The 15,997-nt window shown below is 39.1% G+C and carries 15 protein-coding genes; 9 read left to right on the forward strand and 6 right to left on the reverse strand.

The window, feature by feature from the left end; genetic code table 11:
• Positions 1 to 31: 31 nt before the first annotated feature.
• Entirely contained in the window at positions 32 to 1,210 is a 1,179-nt protein-coding gene (locus C6W21_RS10440; RefSeq protein ID WP_106050315.1) for a Rap family tetratricopeptide repeat protein, read from the reverse strand.
• A 501-nt stretch (positions 1,211 to 1,711) separates the two neighbouring features.
• Between C6W21_RS10440 and C6W21_RS10450 the strand changes: the two genes are divergently transcribed.
• Positions 1,712 to 1,975: a DUF3967 domain-containing protein gene (locus C6W21_RS10450; protein ID WP_142392853.1), complete on the forward strand. Its 264-nt coding sequence runs from the start codon at positions 1,712 to 1,714 to the stop codon at positions 1,973 to 1,975.
• 113 nt (positions 1,976 to 2,088) lie between these two features.
• Here the strand turns inward: C6W21_RS10450 and C6W21_RS10455 are convergent, their stop codons facing one another.
• Complete coding sequence (locus C6W21_RS10455) at positions 2,089 to 2,832, reverse strand: hypothetical protein (protein WP_106050318.1); 744 nt, start codon at positions 2,830 to 2,832, stop codon at positions 2,089 to 2,091.
• A gap of 913 nt (positions 2,833 to 3,745) precedes the next feature.
• Here C6W21_RS10455 and C6W21_RS10465 point away from each other — a divergent pair.
• Positions 3,746 to 3,958, forward strand: coding sequence for a hypothetical protein (locus C6W21_RS10465; RefSeq protein WP_106050320.1), 213 nt, complete (start codon positions 3,746 to 3,748; stop codon positions 3,956 to 3,958).
• Positions 3,959 to 3,990: 32 nt separating this feature from the next.
• Here the strand turns inward: C6W21_RS10465 and C6W21_RS10470 are convergent, their stop codons facing one another.
• The 4 genes from C6W21_RS10470 to C6W21_RS10485 all read right to left on the reverse strand — a co-directional run bounded on the left by C6W21_RS10470 (position 3,991) and on the right by C6W21_RS10485 (position 9,063).
• Entirely contained in the window at positions 3,991 to 4,752 is a 762-nt protein-coding gene (locus tag C6W21_RS10470; RefSeq protein ID WP_106050321.1) for an ABC transporter ATP-binding protein, read from the reverse strand.
• 13 nt (positions 4,753 to 4,765) lie between these two features.
• Entirely contained in the window at positions 4,766 to 7,093 is a 2,328-nt protein-coding gene (locus C6W21_RS10475; RefSeq protein ID WP_106050322.1) for an ABC transporter permease, read from the reverse strand.
• Positions 7,090 to 8,343 (reverse strand): MFS transporter, encoded by a 1,254-nt coding sequence (locus C6W21_RS10480; protein ID WP_106050323.1) that lies wholly within the window; start codon positions 8,341 to 8,343, stop codon positions 7,090 to 7,092. The genes C6W21_RS10475 and C6W21_RS10480 overlap by 4 nt, the downstream gene beginning before the upstream one ends.
• Before the next feature lie 69 nt (positions 8,344 to 8,412).
• Positions 8,413 to 9,063 (reverse strand): TetR/AcrR family transcriptional regulator, encoded by a 651-nt coding sequence (locus C6W21_RS10485; RefSeq protein WP_106050324.1) that lies wholly within the window; start codon positions 9,061 to 9,063, stop codon positions 8,413 to 8,415.
• Between the two features lie 161 nt (positions 9,064 to 9,224).
• Between C6W21_RS10485 and C6W21_RS10490 the strand changes: the two genes are divergently transcribed.
• The 7 genes from C6W21_RS10490 to C6W21_RS10520 all read left to right on the forward strand — a co-directional run bounded on the left by C6W21_RS10490 (position 9,225) and on the right by C6W21_RS10520 (position 15,985).
• Positions 9,225 to 10,337: a CdaR family transcriptional regulator gene (locus C6W21_RS10490; RefSeq protein ID WP_106050325.1), complete on the forward strand. Its 1,113-nt coding sequence runs from the start codon at positions 9,225 to 9,227 to the stop codon at positions 10,335 to 10,337.
• Positions 10,338 to 10,454: 117 nt separating this feature from the next.
• Complete coding sequence (locus C6W21_RS10495; protein ID WP_106050326.1) at positions 10,455 to 11,726, forward strand: GntP family permease; 1,272 nt, start codon at positions 10,455 to 10,457, stop codon at positions 11,724 to 11,726.
• Between the two features lie 31 nt (positions 11,727 to 11,757).
• Positions 11,758 to 12,897: a glycerate kinase gene (locus C6W21_RS10500; protein WP_106050327.1), complete on the forward strand. Its 1,140-nt coding sequence runs from the start codon at positions 11,758 to 11,760 to the stop codon at positions 12,895 to 12,897.
• Positions 12,898 to 12,989: 92 nt separating this feature from the next.
• On the forward strand, positions 12,990 to 13,328 hold the full coding sequence (locus C6W21_RS10505; RefSeq protein ID WP_106050328.1) for a zinc ribbon domain-containing protein YjdM: 339 nt from the start codon (positions 12,990 to 12,992) through the stop codon (positions 13,326 to 13,328).
• A 327-nt stretch (positions 13,329 to 13,655) separates the two neighbouring features.
• Positions 13,656 to 14,585 carry an ABC transporter ATP-binding protein gene (locus C6W21_RS10510; protein ID WP_106050329.1) on the forward strand — a complete coding sequence of 310 codons (930 nt, stop codon included), beginning with the start codon at positions 13,656 to 13,658 and terminating at the stop codon, positions 14,583 to 14,585.
• Complete coding sequence (locus C6W21_RS10515) at positions 14,582 to 15,532, forward strand: ABC transporter permease (protein ID WP_106050330.1); 951 nt, start codon at positions 14,582 to 14,584, stop codon at positions 15,530 to 15,532. The genes C6W21_RS10510 and C6W21_RS10515 overlap by 4 nt, the downstream gene beginning before the upstream one ends.
• A gap of 24 nt (positions 15,533 to 15,556) precedes the next feature.
• Positions 15,557 to 15,985, forward strand: coding sequence for a DUF4064 domain-containing protein (locus tag C6W21_RS10520; RefSeq protein ID WP_106050331.1), 429 nt, complete (start codon positions 15,557 to 15,559; stop codon positions 15,983 to 15,985).
• The last annotated feature ends 12 nt before the right edge of the window (positions 15,986 to 15,997 follow it).

The raw sequence follows: 15,997 nt of genomic DNA on the forward strand, positions 1-15,997 counted from the left end.
GATAGGTCGTTCTGTTGTACCAGGATTCGTCTCATTTAATGAATTGAAAGACGCTGTTTGTCCGAAAACAACGATGGTTAAAGCGATGATCAATAAACTCATTTTTTTCATTAGAATTCCTCCAGTCAAGTATAGGATGGTTCATGTGATAGGCTTCCTTTAAAAAGAGATAGGCTTGATCAATGGCACCCAAATCTTCAAAGTGTTTTGCAGCTAGTGCACTTAATTCACAGGCACCTTCAGCATCCTTCAATTCTTTTAGAATGCTGATTTCATCGAAACAGGCTTGAGCTTTTTGAACCATATCTTCAGTAAAATACAGATGGTAAAGCAAATTCATTTTTGCTGTATAGATGGGGCATTTCTCTGATTCATGTTTTTGGTTGACCAATTCGAAGTAATAGAGAGCTTGTGTTCTTTCATCAATAGAGAGCAGCTCTTTTATTAACATAAACATGGAGTGATGAAAATAGCACGATGAGAGGTAGTTTTCATCACTTAGAGCCTTTTCTAGGGCATCGATACATTTTTTCGATTCTCCAGTTTGAGCATATAGAATACTGATATTATGAAAAAGCTGTGAAGTTAGAAAATGATCATTTAGACTGTCGGCGATGTGTATTGCTTTTTTGTAGTAGTTTTCTGCTCTTATGAAGTCGCCAATGTCCATATAATTAGCAGCGGCGATGACAAAGGCTGTCGCTAGTCTTCTTTCATATCCTTCATGACTTTTGAAAATATCTATAGCATTCTGAATATAGTGAAGAGAAATTAGGCTTTGACGAAGTAGCATATATAAGTTTGCGATTTTCGTATGAAATTCTGCTACTTCTATTTCATCCGGAATGTTTTGCAGTTTTTTCTCGGCAATTTTAAACAAACCAATGGCTGATGCATAGTCCCTGTTATATGAAGCGTAAAGGGCTTTGTATAGGTAAAAATAGTATTCAATTAAGTCGTTTGTTTTAGAGGGGCAATCTAACTCTGTCTGTTCATACAGTTTTTTACCTCTCCGTTCATATAACATGAGCTTATACTTGCCTTCTAGCAATGAATAATAAGTCAAGACCTCCTGATTCTCTTCCATTTCTTGAAGCAATTGCTTTAATTCTGTGTACATTGCGTTAGCACTGTGTACATCATGCTTGCGAATCGCAATTCGCCAATCATTTAAACGGTTCCCCACCTGTTCAGCAGAAATGATAGCCATGAAATTTCACCTCTTTAAGATCCTTTCACCTGTTTCACTAAAAAACGATATCACAATTTTTGGAAGAATATAATCATTTCTGCGAGGTGATTGCCAAGAGGTAATAAAAAGGACCTATGGTCATGTGATGTACGAAATTGTAATGGTGATTGAATGTTTTTACAAATGATTAAAATCTTTTTTTAATCGTCTAAAAAAGGAATATATACATTGGGTTTTATGATTATGTTCGAAAATATCACTGGTATATTACAAATAAATGAGAAAGAACTTCAAATACCAGATACCACATTACGAAGATACATTCGTCAACATGGCCATCATTTGAACATAAAGAAAAACGGAAAAAGCTATTTAGTAGCAAATGAGTCCATTCCTTTGCTGAAAAAAATTCGTGGTTTATACGTAGAAGGAAAGTCTATATAAAACATTGAGACCATCCTCACTAATGAAGGACATCCAATCACTATCACAATAGACAATCACACAGAAAGTACAGCATTGACGCTGAATGAGTCGATAGAGGACATAAGGAATACTCTTCACTCACAAATGAATGAACAAAAACAAATCATCCAATCTCTTATTCAGACAATTCATGAACAACAACACTACATTGAGGCTAAGCTTGAGGAACGCGACAAAAACTTCATAGAGGCTCTAAAAAAGAATGAAGAAATGAAAAAACAGATTGCTGCAGTTCAACAAAAAAGTGGTGGCAATTTTGGAAATAGAACACAAATGACAATGACCCTTTACCATTGATCTTCCCTAATTTTTAAATTTTTTATGTATCAGTTTTACTGTTACTAATACAACAAGGCATTCTTATTAAAAAAACAGACTCATTTGAGTCTGTTTTTTGGATAGATGAATTATTAAATTCCTCCACCTTGATACGTTTTATATTTTGTAATAGTCTTGATATATTTTTTATACTTTGAATCTTTATAGTAATTGTATTGGGTTTTTACAGAAAGTTGCCATTTCCCTATCTGTTTTGTATAAGTTCTTTCTTTCCAATACATCATTTTAGATTTTGAAGCTTTATATACTGAAGCAATTGAATATGCTACTCCTGCTGCAGTACCTAATGGTCCACAGACTGATGTAATAATAGCAACTATAGCTCCTTCTTTAGCAGAATCTAGTAAGGTATTATGATTTGTAGTTCTCTTATATTTATATCCATTAACTGATCCTTTCGGAGGACCAGCTGCATATGTAGTTACTTCTGATACTTGATTATCTTTATTAATAAGTGCATCTGTTTTTGCTTGTTCTAATGGAGTTTCATAATATACTTCTGAATTAATTTTAATTTCTTTAACTTCGCCAGTTTTTAAATTTTTTAATTCTAATTGACTTTCAGATTTTCTAATTACTTCAAATTCTAAATTCCCATCTTCATCAGTTGCTGTTGTTTTTTCATCACTTACTTTAGTTACAACAATTCCCGAATTAAGAAATATTTTATTTTCTTCAACTTTTTCAATCCCACTAAATTCATCATTTTGTATTTTGCCTTCTTTAGCATTCAAAACATTGCTTCCGCTTCCAGATAACGGAAGACCGATTAGGAGTGATGCAGCTAAACCAGTAATAATCATTTTATTTTTCATTTATTTTACCTCATCGTTTACTTATTTTTTTAAAAAAGTCATATCTGATAAAGTGATTAAACAGAAATTGAATAATAACAGCACCCAAAACCATGATAGGAATAAGATAGAAATTCTCAGTTTTAATTGTAAGATTAAACATAACAACTACAAAAATAATCATTATAATAAAACCAGTGACATTAAATTTATACTTTTTATTCATAGACTCCTCATCTCTCCTTAATTATTTCACAATCAACTCCTAACTGTATTTTACAATAAAAAAACTATTAAATTGTAAATTGTTAAATTTTTAGCTTAAAAAATTTTCCTGTAAGATGAAACCCTCTTGCTATCTTTGAAAGAATCCTAAGTTACTAACGTTCTATATTTTAACATGTTCATAAACAAAAAAACCTTAAAATTACATTAAAAAACAAATTTATAGGATCCATTGATAGATAAAACTCAATAAGTTACAAGCCAGGAGATATAGAAATTTCTAAAAAATTATGGAAATCATGTGTGATCAACGAGATCATTGACTTCACTGGAATTGGGTTTATTACAGGTGGAATGCAACAACTGATCTAAAAAAAGCTATGGGTAAATTAACTGTTGAGATCATAAAAATCGTTGGAAAGAGCGCAGTCAAGGATGGGGATCCGCCAGCGCTCGGTGCATTAATAAAGGGTGCGAATTAATATGAACGGTATTAAGTACATATCTTATTTTGTAATATCTTTGGTGTTACAGTTGCTTTGGTTCCTAGCAATCAAAAAGATCCTAGATTTTAGGTAAACGATGGGTCAGTTGGAAGGTCGATCTATTAAAGAAAATCAGTTATGATGATGCTAGATCAAATTTGGAATAGAAACTGATAGAAGCACACAAAAGTCACAAACACTAGTCTGTTAGAAAGGATGTTGATATGAAAAAAAGATTTCAAATCTTAAACTGGCAAATCACAGTGGTCATGACGACGCTGTTACTCGTTTTAGTGACTCTGTATATGTCAAAGAGATACTTTTATAGCAAAGAAATAGAGTTGCTGACTGAATCTTGTCAACAAGTAGGCGGCAAAATCATATTAGAAACAAATCGTTTTTCGATGGATTATTCGTTTGAGTGCCAGAAAAAGTAGAACAGGCAGCTTTCTGCCTGTTTTTACTCCAATTAAAAACCTAAATTTTGCAGCCATTGATTTAATTTAAATTCTCGATTCTCGGCAGTTGAGTCATCATATTTCCCTAAATGTAAGCTGGCTGTTATTTCTCCGTCATTCATAAACATGATTCTTTCAGAACGAAGAGCAACCTTTGGGTCATGTGTGACAAGTAGTAGTGTTGCTCCTTCAGAATGGATTTTCGAAAATATATTCATCACTTCCTTCGTTGCATGGGAGTTAAGAGCACCTGTTGGTTCATCGGCGAAAAGAATGTCTGGTTCATTCATAAGCGCTCGACAGATAGAGGCTCTTTGAAGCTGACCTCCTGATACTTCAGACAAATATCTATCTGCTAAATGATCAATATCAAGTTTTTCCATTAAATATCTAGCGCGTTCATTTACTTCTTTTCTCGGCTTTTTCTTTGTTAAGTAAGCTGCAGCAATGATGTTGTCAAATAGATTAAGATTTTTTAGTAAGTGGCTGTGTTGAAAGACAAATCCCATATCTGTTAATCGCAGAGCAGTTAACTGTTTGTCTGTCATTTCTGATAGTAATTGTCCTTTATATTTGATTTCACCTGTTGAGGCTGTTTCTATCCCGCTAAGTTGATAAAGCAAGGAAGTTTTCCCGCATCCGGAAGGTCCCATAATGGTCACAAATTCCCCAGGCTTTATCGATAAATGGATATCTTTAAGAATGATTTGTTTCTGTCCTTTTAAAGAATCAATTTGCAAAGACAATCGCTTTGTTTCAATCAAGTGTTCCATGTGAAACATCTCCTTATGAAAGTGTATGACGTGTATTTTGACTAGAAAAAAACGTCTTCAATAACGAAGCAGTTAAAGCTAAGCTGACAATCAACAGTGTGATGGGGTAAACAACTGACACCCATTGTGGTGCCAGCCACTGCAGGCTTGATGCCCCTAAGGATGCTCCACCTATACTCATCAAAGCTGGTCCAATCGTATGGACAGCGATCGTACCAATAAAGGCGCCAAAAGAGGTAACGACGATAAAACTTGTGATATATTGTGCTGTTACATCTTTTTTAGAAAATCCAATCGTTCTTAACATGTGGTTTCGACTTGAATCTTTCGCTTTTAACATGTGCAGAAACATGAATAGCGTTAAACTGGCGGTTCCAAAAGCAGCTAATGTAGACAAAAATGCAACGACTTTTACTAAAGACGCTGTGCTGCCGATTGTTTGTTGAACGTATTCTTTCATATCTGTCACTTTTGCAGGAGATATTCCTTTTTCAAATACTGTCTTTTTCTCTGCAATTTCTACTCCTTGTTTTAGTTTGATTTGAATGGTTTTCCAAAGGGCTGATTGAGAAAATGGCTGTGATATTGCTTTTGCTGTTTTGCCGCCATTGGTGACATCCTGATAAATGCCAGTCACTGTTTTCTGAATTTCATGCCCGTTTGTTACGAGAGTAATTTTTTCTCCTACCTTTTTCTGGAGTGAGTCTGAACTGAGCACTGATAAGGAAATTTCTTTATTCTTTAAAGGCTGTCGCCCTTGTAAATAGGTGAGTGGAAATGCTGAGAGATTACCTGTTTCTAAATAGAGTGTTTCTAATGTATTCTCCTTTGATTTTGCCTGAAGAGAAGTTGTTTCATATATGGCTGATGCATGAATGTCCGGATCTTCACGAATCATTAATTCTATTTCATTTGTATTTTCCTCTAGATGATTTCCTTGTCGTATATCAATTCGAAGGTCACTTTGACCAGAGCCAAGATATGTGATGAAATCCGGCGATTGTAAGGTGTACCATAGCTGAATAGGCAGCAGCATCAAAAATGTACAAAGAGCGATAATACAAGTAATTGTTGTGTACAACTTCTTTCGTGATAACAGATCTTTTAAACCAAGCCAAATATTGACCGGTATGAACCTGTTTTTCTTGAGATGTAGGGGTATTTGTTTTTTATAATTCGTTGAAATGACGCCGCCTTGAAGTGCGTGAGCGGCTGATACTCGACCAAACTTTCTTAGGACAGCATAGCTGCAAGAAATGACGATCATTGCCAACACAATAGAAACACAAAGCGGGATGAACCAAGAAGTAAAAGAAGGCTGATTCCCCATGTATCGCTGAATATTGGCTGTAAACATATCACCAAATATAAGCGTTAACCCATATCCTGCTATACACCCTACACAAGCAAGCACGGCATACTTTCCAACGTATAATTGCTTGATTCTTGTTAAAGGAATCCCAAGCACCTTCAGTATTCCAATTTCACGTTCGTCCTCTTCTATAGAAGCTGTCATAGCAAGATATAGAGAGAGAAGGGCTATACCGATGAGCAGCATGCAAACAAGCAGGAGAATGGCGATCACCATTCCATCTGTCAATGCATTCAGCATACGGAGCAAAGGTAATGTGACAGCTGGACCTTGTTGTGGAAGCTGTGATGACTGGTAGATTGCTTGAAAGGCATCTGCCTGCGCGGCATCATGCAGTAAAAATTCAATTAAATATTCCTTTTTATGAAATACTTGATTCATTGCGTCCCAATCCTTGTGATGAAGAAGGAATCTTTTCGAACTAACAAGACTGGGGTTCATTTGTGCATCTCGCAAGAACGTTTTGATGCGGAATGAGAATTGATTAGCCCCTTTCCCAATCAGTAACGCTTCACCTATTTTGAGATGATACTTTTGTTGAAAATAGATAGGGACAGCCACTTCACCTTTATTGACAGAGAGCTTTTCATTTTGTTCATTTAAAAGAAGATCAAAATGACGATTTTGTTTCACAAATAAATGATCCATCACACCTGCTTTGGCGGGTTCATTTCCGAATTTGATGTATGCATGTTCAATTGGAATCATTGGGACGATTTGATGTGCTTTTACCATGGACTGCTTGCTTGAAAATGCTTCAATGTCTCTTTTATTTAGGTTGCCGTCATGCATTTGGACAAAGTCTGGTGCCTTGGCTGAATGGAGCAGATTAGAAATGGAACCATTCAGCTGTACTGTCATTTGAGCGGCGCTTGTTGCGAGAAATGATGTCATCATAATACAAATGGTTAAACCGATGGAAATGAGACGGTGGCGGGTTAAGTCTTTCTTTATAAACGTCAATCTCATGAGGCTGATTCTCCTTCATGTTGAAGCATATTTTTTGTTAAGTAGGCAAGGGCAAACATGGAAGTACTGACTATTAGCACCGTCACATACATGTTGGCTGAAAACGTGTTGAACAAGAACCCATACATCATTTGACCAAGCGGGGCAGCACATTGAGAAACCATTGTCAGGTTTGCCATCACTTTTCCTAATTGACTATTTGGCGTTTTCTTTTGAACATGTGAAATTACAACGATTGAGATCATTGTAAGTAGCATAGCAATTGGAAGACATCCTGCTAGAAAGAGAAAATAAGCTGGATAAGTGCCAAATTGAAGAGCTGTGTTGGATGTTGAGAATGCGACAGGTAGCAAGATGATTGCGATAACTAGCAACCAGCGATATAAAGTAGGGATGCGCCAATGCTTCGCTACAAGTCCAACTAGCAGAGCCCCTGCGATCACAGCGAACTCAATCAAGCCCATGCCTATTCCATACATGATGTCACTGCTTTTCATTGTGACCCTTAAAATGATTGGACTACCCACGATAAAAAATGGCGTGAGGATGAAATTTAACATTGCAGCAAGCAGCATGGCTCTTTTTAAAAATGGCTGACTGCCAATATAGGAAAATCCTTGTTTCATATCTTTTACGAGCACTTTGCCCATATTTTCCGTTAGCGGGGTAGGTGAGAAGGATATGTTTAACCGTAAAAGCATGCATGCTGATAGAAAAAACACGATGGCACTGGCACCTATGATGGATTGACTTCCAATCAGTCCGTACAGAACCCCGCCGATAATAGGAGCGAGAACACCTGAAAGTGCCTGCACGCCATTGACGATTCCGTTTGCTTGTTCTAATTGTTCCTGTTTTACTAACTGTGGAATGCTGGACATCACAGCAGGAGCATAGAACGTACTCATCACACCAAGAAGCACCATGACCGCTCCGATCATATAGAGTGAATCATTTCCTGAGAATAACCAAAAATAAAAAGCCAGAATCATGATGCCAGTGAGAACATCAAATAAAATCATCAAGTTCCTTCTGTTAAATCGGTCAGCGATTGCGCCTGCTAAGGGGGAAAGAAGGAGCGGGACGTTGGATAAAGCGAATAGTAAGGCATATAAGTCAACACGCTGGGTCATATCCAGCACGTGTAAAGATAGAACAAACCGAATTAAGGAAGACCCAAAAACGGAAATAATTTGTCCGAGCACGAGGTACATAAAGTGGAATGAACCTCTTTTGGATAATAAAGACATGGGTATCACTCTCCTTTTAGACCGACCGTCAGTCTATAATGTATGCAGGATTGGTATTGAAGTGACCAATCACTGATTCTTTTCATCCAGCTCTCCAGTTAATCGCTTTAGAAGAAAGGAGAAGCTCCCTTTTTCTGCATGTAATGAGGATTCGAGGATATCGATAAAAGCTAAAGCGCGCTGTATACTTTCTTCGGCTGTCCATTGAAAAAGGGCCTCATCAAATATGACCTGTGCAGAAGCAAGAAGGAATTCAACCGTTTCTTGCGGGTACTTTGTTTTGAATGTCCCTTCTTCCACCCCTTGCTGAATGACGTCTGCCAATACGGGTGATAGTTCTTTAATCGCTTTGATTAAGCTTTTTTGGTGCATCTCCGCATTAGAAGGCTGATGGAATTGTTCAATCATCCCCTGTTTATTGCTTCCTTGCTGAGGCGATTGTGCCATGATGATACGAAATAGTTTGTCGACGACTGGAAGGTCTGGCTCAGCCGCAATACGCTTCGCCACGATGATATCTGCTTTGATAATCCTGTCAATAATGGCATCCATCACTTCTTCTTTGGATGAAAAGTAATAATAAAAAGTGCCTTTTGCAATGCCAACAGCTTTCAGAATGTCGATAATCGTTGTTTGCTGATAGCCTTTGGTAGAAAAAAGCTCTTCTGCTGCGTTTAAGATGTCATTTTTACGTTCTTCAGGATGTTTAACGGTTCTCATAAAGCCATCCTTTCTTTTGACTAGACTGTCGGTCGGTCTCTTGATTTGATTAAACACTTTTCAATGTACCTTTGTCAATGCCTCATTTTTAAACACTTTGTATTTATTGTGCAATAACACTATGATACATTGAATGAAAACATCTTCAGGAGAGATGCCTCATGCAATTTTTAACCACTGAATTGGCACAAGAAATGGTTGAACGTACGATGCGTATTTTAGATAAAAATATCAATGTGATGAATGCAGATGGTGTCATTATTGGTTCTGGTGAACGAAACAGGATTGGTCAGAAACATGATGGTGCACGACTTGTGCTGACAAGCGGGGACAGTGTGGAAATTGACCAGAAGGCGTCCATACGCTTAGAAGGAGTGAGACCGGGAATCAATTTGCCCATTTGCTTTCGTGAACAAGTAGTTGGTGTAATTGGCATTACTGGTGAGCCAGAGGACATTCGGCATCATGCCGAGTTGGTGAGAATGGCAGCTGAGCTTGTGTTAGAGCAGTCTTTTCTGCTTGAACGGGTTCAATGGCGGCAACGAATAGAGAGTGAAATTGTCAATCAGTTAATTTCTGATTCGGACGTTGGTGATCTTCAGCTAAAGAACCGAACTGCATGGCTGGGAATGGATTTAGATATGCGCCGAATGGTCATCGTTTTTCAGCCAGTTCCATCCTCAGAGGACGCTGTGCATAAAATGATGCATGCGATTCAATACGATAAGAATGCGGATGATTTGCTTGGCATGACCTTTCGTCATGAATTGGTTCTTTTAAGGCAGCCGATACCTGATCAACGTTTGAAGCATGTGACAAGGCGGCTGCAAAGAACAATGGAAAAAGCAGTAGGAGGTCAGGTGCTGGTGGGGATAGGGACTGTCGCCGACGACATAAGCTGGCTGTCATTGTCTTTTGAACATGCAAGAGATGCGTTAAGGTTGGGGAAAACTCTTGATCCTGAGGAGAGCATTTATTTTTTTGAATCTTATCAGCTGGAAAGCTTATTCGTGACAGCAGGAGCTGCTGAAGAAAACAGGAGATGGACTGACTTTTACAAGCCATTAACACAGGAAGCGGAGCTCGTCCATACATTAAGGGTTTACATTGAAGAGGGCGGTGATTTACAAAGAATTGTTGATCGGTTATTTATTCACCGGAATACATTGCGATATCGTTTAGATAAAATTCAAACTTTGACCGGAAAAGATCCTCGTCATGTGAAACAGTTGATGGAGCTTTATATGGCGCAGTTGATGAGTCAACTATCTTGATTGTGCAAATGCACAATGGATTGAAGAGATAAATTAAAAAAGTTCATCTAGATTCACAACCCGATTCCCATTAGTAAACGCTTACAATTAAAGAAAGACATTTTGGGGGGATCGAGGATGAGTGGAGATGTGACAGTAAGTACACTAGGAGCCATGACGGCGCTTGTGATTGCGATTGTTCTTATTCTAAAAAAAGTATCACCTGCATATGGCATGCTAGCAGGTGCCTTCATAGGCGGCTTGGTAGGCGGTGTAGATATTGTTCAGACTGTTAACGTCATGATGGAAGGCGCTAAGGATATGATTCCAGCTGTCCTCAGAATTATGGCGGCAGGTGTACTGGCTGGCGTTTTAATTGAGTCGGGTGCAGCTTTATCTATCGCCGAGGCTATCGTGAAGAAGCTTGGAGAGGCGAGGGCGTTATTAGCACTCGCACTGGCAACCATGCTTTTAACAACAGTGGGCGTTTTTGTAGATGTAGCCGTTATCACGGTAGCGCCCATCGCACTTGCCATTGCCAAACGGGCAAAGCTGTCAAAAATGGGGATTTTACTTGCCATGATTGGAGGCGGGAAGGCAGGGAATATCATGTCACCGAATCCAAATGCCATTGCCGCTTCTGATGCTTTTGGTGTACCGCTTACTTCAATGATGGCTGCGGGTGTCATTCCGGCTGTGTTTGGATTGGCTGTTACATATGTGTTAGCCAAAAAGCTGGCGAAGAAAGGAGCGCCTGTACTTGAAGAAGAAGTTAATCAAAGCAAGGTTAAAGTACCTGCCTTTTTACCAGCGGTGATCGGTCCGCTTGTCACCATTTTATTGTTGGCTTTAAGACCGCTTTTTCAAATCAATATAGACCCAATGATTGCCTTACCGATCGGAGGCATTGTAGGCGCTCTTTTCATGAAAAAAGGGAAGTTTCTCAATGATTATGCGATGTCGGGGCTTCATAAAATGTCGGGTGTAGCGATTATGTTATTAGGGACAGGCACACTAGCAGGAATTGTATCGAACTCTTCCTTAAAAAATGTGTTTATTCAAGCACTTGACTCATCGGGATTACCTCCATACTTACTTGCACCAGCTTCAGGGATATTTATGTCAGCCGCCACCGCTTCGACAACAGCAGGAACAGCGGTAGCGAGTGGCGTATTTAGCGGTACACTAATTGGGCTTGGTGTATCTGCTCTTTCAGGAGCAGCCATGATTCATGCTGGCGCAACTGTGCTTGATCATATGCCGCACGGGAGCTTTTTCCATGCAACAGCAGGAAGTGTTCAAATGGACATCAAAGAGCGGTTGAAACTCATGCCTTTTGAATCGTTAATTGGTTTGACATTAACCGTCGTATCGACCATCATTTTCGGCGTTTTCCAGCTGTTTGGCTGAGGACATTTGATAAGAAACGAGGGGCTTTAGGATGAAAATTGTGATCGCACCAGATTCATTTAAAGAAAGTTTATCTGCATATGAGACAGCCTGTGCCATTGAACGAGGCTTTCGTACGATTTTGCCAAATGCTGAATATATCAAACTTCCCATGGCAGATGGCGGAGAGGGAACTGTTCAATCGCTAGTTGATGCGACGGGCGGGCATATTGTCAATCAAGTGGTTACAGGCCCGCTTGGTGAACCCGTCGATGCCTTTTTTGGTATGTTAGGAGACGGTGAGACGGCCGTCATAGAGATGGCCGCAGCCTCTGGGTTACACCTTGTTCCCCAAGAAAAACGCAATCCGCTACTCACGACATCGAGAGGAACAGGGGAATTAATGCTTGCGGCACTGGATCAAGGAGCAAAGCATGTCATCATTGGGCTTGGTGGAAGTGCAACAAATGATGGCGGCGTTGGGATGATGCAAGGATTAGGTGCGGCTTTTCTTGATCAAGCAGGACAGGAGCTGTCGCCAGGCGGTGGAGCCCTTCATCAATTAGCTTCCATTGATCTATCTGGACTTGACCCAAGACTACAATCCGTTCGGCTGGAGGCAGCCTGTGATGTGGATAATCCTTTAACAGGTGAGAGAGGAGCGTCTGCTGTATTCGGACCTCAAAAAGGTGCAGATGAACATAAGGTTCAAGTGTTAGACAAGAACTTAGCCCATTTTGCTCAAATAGCGAAAAAGCAGTTCAATGTATCCTTTGAAGATGCAGCAGGGGCAGGAGCGGCAGGAGGACTTGGTGCGAGTTTATTAGGCTTTTTACACGCAGATTTGCAAAGAGGAATTGATATTGTGCTGAAGGCTGTTGATTTTGATGATGTCATCAAGGAGGCTGACCTTGTCATTACTGGGGAGGGCCGGATTGACCAGCAGACCATTTATGGAAAAACGCCAATTGGTGTAGCCAAAGCAGCAAAGCAGTATCACCTGCCTGTGATTGGTATTGCGGGCTCCCTCTCAAAAGACAGTGCAGTCGTACATGAGCATGGAATTGATGCACTGTTTAGTATCGTTCCAGGTGTGACTTCTCTTTCTGAGGCGATGAGAGATGGTGCTCTTCATGTAGAGAGAGCCGCTCGGAATATTGCGGCTGCCATATCAGTTGGAAGAAATAAGTAAACGTTGAAAAATGTTCCCTTTTCTATCACAATCCTTTCTATAGAAATGTGGTAAAATTGTATGAATAAAATAGATAGTTGGAGGAAACAGAAATGTCTAATCTACCGAATTGTCCTACATGCAGTTCACCTTATACTTACGAGGACGGCAGCCTGCTGATTTGTCCTGAATGTGCACATGAATGGTCGCTTGAAACAGAACAAGCCGTAGAGGAACAGCTTGTTGTCAAAGATGCGAATGGAAATCTGTTAAGTGATGGGGACACGGTCTCTGTTATTAAAGATTTAAAAGTAAAAGGTTCTTCTTCCGTTTTAAAAATAGGGACGAAGGTCAAAGGTATTCGTTTAGTTGAAGGCGATCATAACATTGATTGTAAAATTCCTAGCTTTGGCGCAATGAAGTTAAAATCAGAGTTTGTGAAAAAGATATAATAACGAAAGGAGGCTGTCAGTAAGAGGCCTCTTTTTCATTTCTTTATTTATAGGTGAAAGGAATAATCTTAAACATAATTCCATACATATATACCTGTTGAAAAAGGTTCATTTTTTTAAAAAATCAAGCCTCTTTTCACATAAAAAATTGCTGTTTTCTTAACCCTACCTTAAAAAAGGCAGAGGATTCTCTAAATTTTGCCTAATCCCCTTCACAACTTTTGGGCATTGCTGTACCATATGGAAGTGTTCTTCTATTTTTGACGGATCATGGTGTTTATCAGGAAATAGATGATAGATGATACTTAGACAAGAAGGAGAGGTAACGTGACGAACGTTTTAGAACTGCATAATGTATCTAGACATATTCATGGGAAAAAGATCGTTCAAGACTTGAGCTTTTCTGTCCAAGCGGGCGAAGTCTTTGGCTTTTTAGGGCCGAATGGCGCAGGAAAAACGACAACCATTCGCATGATGGTCGGTCTTTCTCCTATTACATCTGGCGACATTCTGATTAATGGTCATAGTATTCAAACCTCATATCAGCAGGCGATCCAAGATGTAGGTGCGATTATTGAAAACCCAGAAATGTATAATCATTTAACGGCAAGACAAAACCTTGTTCATTTTGCCAGAATGAATGGAAAAGTGGATGAAGGTCGAATTGATGAGCTGCTAGAGCTGGTCAGCTTACAGCACGTGAAACATAAGCGTGTCCGAACGTTTTCATTAGGAATGAAGCAGCGTTTAGGCATTGCGCAAGCACTCATACATAGACCGAAACTGCTGATATTAGATGAGCCGACCAATGGACTTGATCCAGAGGGAATTCGGATGATACGAGATTACTTGAGAAGGCTTGCTAAGGAAGAAGGGCTGGCTGTTATTGTTTCAAGTCACCTCATGTCAGAAATGGAATTGATGTGTGATCGTTTTGCGATTATCCAAAAAGGAAAGCTGATTGCGATTGAGGATCAGCGTGCAGAGACGAATCAAGACGAATTGGTCAATTATCGAATGAAGGTCGCATCCGGTGAGCTGGAAGAAGCGAAGAAGCTCATTAGTGCATTTGAGGAAGGCACAACTGTAAGAGAAGAGGAGCAGTATTTATTCTTCTCCTTGCCAGAAGAGAAAATGCCGGAATTGATTCGTCATTTGAGCGGCGCGTCCATTCATTTGTACGAAATCAAGATAGAAAAACAAACCCTAGAAGATAAGTTCTTAAGCTTAACAGGTAAAAAGGAGGCAGACGTATGATTCGCCTCATTCAAAACGAGTGGATGAAGATCAGTTATCGTGTAGGTACTTGGATTATGGTTGGGCTTCTTGTTTTAGGTATGATTGCCACATTGATCTTTGCAGTGAAAACAAATGACGAAGATCAATCGTCCGGAGCTTGGAAAAACCAACTAGAAATGATGAATACTGAGAACAAGAAGGAACTCAAAGAAACAGAAAATGGTTTCTTTAAAAGAAGCCTTGAAAAAGAGATAGCTATTAATGATTATCGAATTAAGCATAACCTACCGCCAGCTAATCAGTTTAGTGACAGTGTATGGGATTATGTGAAAACAAACGCCAATTTACTTCAGCTTGTAGGTGTGTTTGTGATCATTATTGCTTCCACCATTGTGTCGGCAGAATATAAGCATGGTACAATTAAGTTATTACTCATTCGTCCACCATCAAGGCTAAAGATCCTAATATCTAAATATATTACGGTGCAGCTGTATGCTCTTTTACTTGTTGTGGTGCTGTTTATCTTGTCATTTATATTAGGTGCCATTTTCTTCGGACTCAACACTGATTATGTGAATTTGGTCTATCAAAATGGTGAAGTGATTGAACGATCGCAGTTTGCAAATATGGTCTTTTATTATCTTGCTCATTGTGCAATGTTTGTCGTGTTGGGAACACTTTCGTTTGCCATTTCAACAGTATTTAGAAGTGAAGCTATCTCCATCGCTATTAGTGTGTTAGCTTATATTGTGGGTGGATCAATTACAGGTATTTTAATGCTCTTCTTTGATTGGGCAAAATATTTGTTATTTGCAAATGATCCATCTCAATATTTTATGGAAGAGGTTACTCTTATCGAAGGTATGTCTCTAGGATTCTCATTAACAGTCCTAGTCATCTATTGGGCTATTTTCTTGGCCATTGCCTTAATCGTCTTCCAAAAGCGAGAAGTAAAAACAGGTTAATTTAACTTTTTAGGAGGTTTACACATGATTAAACGTAAAGGTGAAAAAATTATGGGGATTATTAGTATTGTCCTCAATGTCATTGGAGTTGGGTTTGGGGCATTAATCCTCTCCGTGGGTCCATCATTTTATGATGAAATCAATGAAGTGTTACAAGAGGAAGGAGAAACATTGCCAATTGAAACGCTTCAAGCTTCTGTCAATGCATTTGGTACGCAGTTCATGGTCGTTTCCGCAATTGCGGCTGTGCTATCGATTGTCGGTGTGATTTTCTTGAAAACAGATCGCCGTGCCGTGCTTTCAGGTATTCTTTTCTTGGTTTCTGCTGTGACTCTTTTAATTGGAACAGTCGGCCTTGCTTTCGCTCCAATGGTTCTATTGTTTGTGATTGGATTGATGTCTCTTATTAGAAAGCCGAAAACAGACATTCACACGAGTGAATATCCTTCATAAATACAAAGAAAA

The sequence above is a fragment of the Bacillus sp. NMCN1 genome (genome assembly GCF_002998085.1).
In the GTDB taxonomy this organism is placed as follows: domain Bacteria; phylum Bacillota; class Bacilli; order Bacillales; family Bacillaceae; genus Bacillus.

Excerpts from the sequence above, each read along its gene's own strand:
- C6W21_RS10440 (WP_106050315.1), bottom strand. The coding sequence starts at position 1,210 with ATGGCTATCATTTCTGCTGAACAGGTGGGGAACCGTTTAAATGATTGG.
- C6W21_RS10455 (WP_106050318.1), bottom strand. The coding sequence starts at position 2,832 with ATGAAAAATAAAATGATTATTACTGGTTTAGCTGCATCACTCCTAATC.
- C6W21_RS10465 (WP_106050320.1), top strand. The coding sequence starts at position 3,746 with ATGAAAAAAAGATTTCAAATCTTAAACTGGCAAATCACAGTGGTCATG.
- C6W21_RS10470 (WP_106050321.1), bottom strand. The coding sequence starts at position 4,752 with ATGGAACACTTGATTGAAACAAAGCGATTGTCTTTGCAAATTGATTCT.
- C6W21_RS10475 (WP_106050322.1), bottom strand. The coding sequence starts at position 7,093 with ATGAGATTGACGTTTATAAAGAAAGACTTAACCCGCCACCGTCTCATT.
- C6W21_RS10480 (WP_106050323.1), bottom strand. The coding sequence starts at position 8,343 with ATGTCTTTATTATCCAAAAGAGGTTCATTCCACTTTATGTACCTCGTG.
- C6W21_RS10485 (WP_106050324.1), bottom strand. The coding sequence starts at position 9,063 with ATGAGAACCGTTAAACATCCTGAAGAACGTAAAAATGACATCTTAAAC.
- C6W21_RS10490 (WP_106050325.1), top strand. The coding sequence starts at position 9,225 with ATGCAATTTTTAACCACTGAATTGGCACAAGAAATGGTTGAACGTACG.
- C6W21_RS10495 (WP_106050326.1), top strand. The coding sequence starts at position 10,455 with ATGAGTGGAGATGTGACAGTAAGTACACTAGGAGCCATGACGGCGCTT.
- C6W21_RS10500 (WP_106050327.1), top strand. The coding sequence starts at position 11,758 with ATGAAAATTGTGATCGCACCAGATTCATTTAAAGAAAGTTTATCTGCA.
- C6W21_RS10505 (WP_106050328.1), top strand. The coding sequence starts at position 12,990 with ATGTCTAATCTACCGAATTGTCCTACATGCAGTTCACCTTATACTTAC.
- C6W21_RS10515 (WP_106050330.1), top strand. The coding sequence starts at position 14,582 with ATGATTCGCCTCATTCAAAACGAGTGGATGAAGATCAGTTATCGTGTA.
- C6W21_RS10520 (WP_106050331.1), top strand. The coding sequence starts at position 15,557 with ATGATTAAACGTAAAGGTGAAAAAATTATGGGGATTATTAGTATTGTC.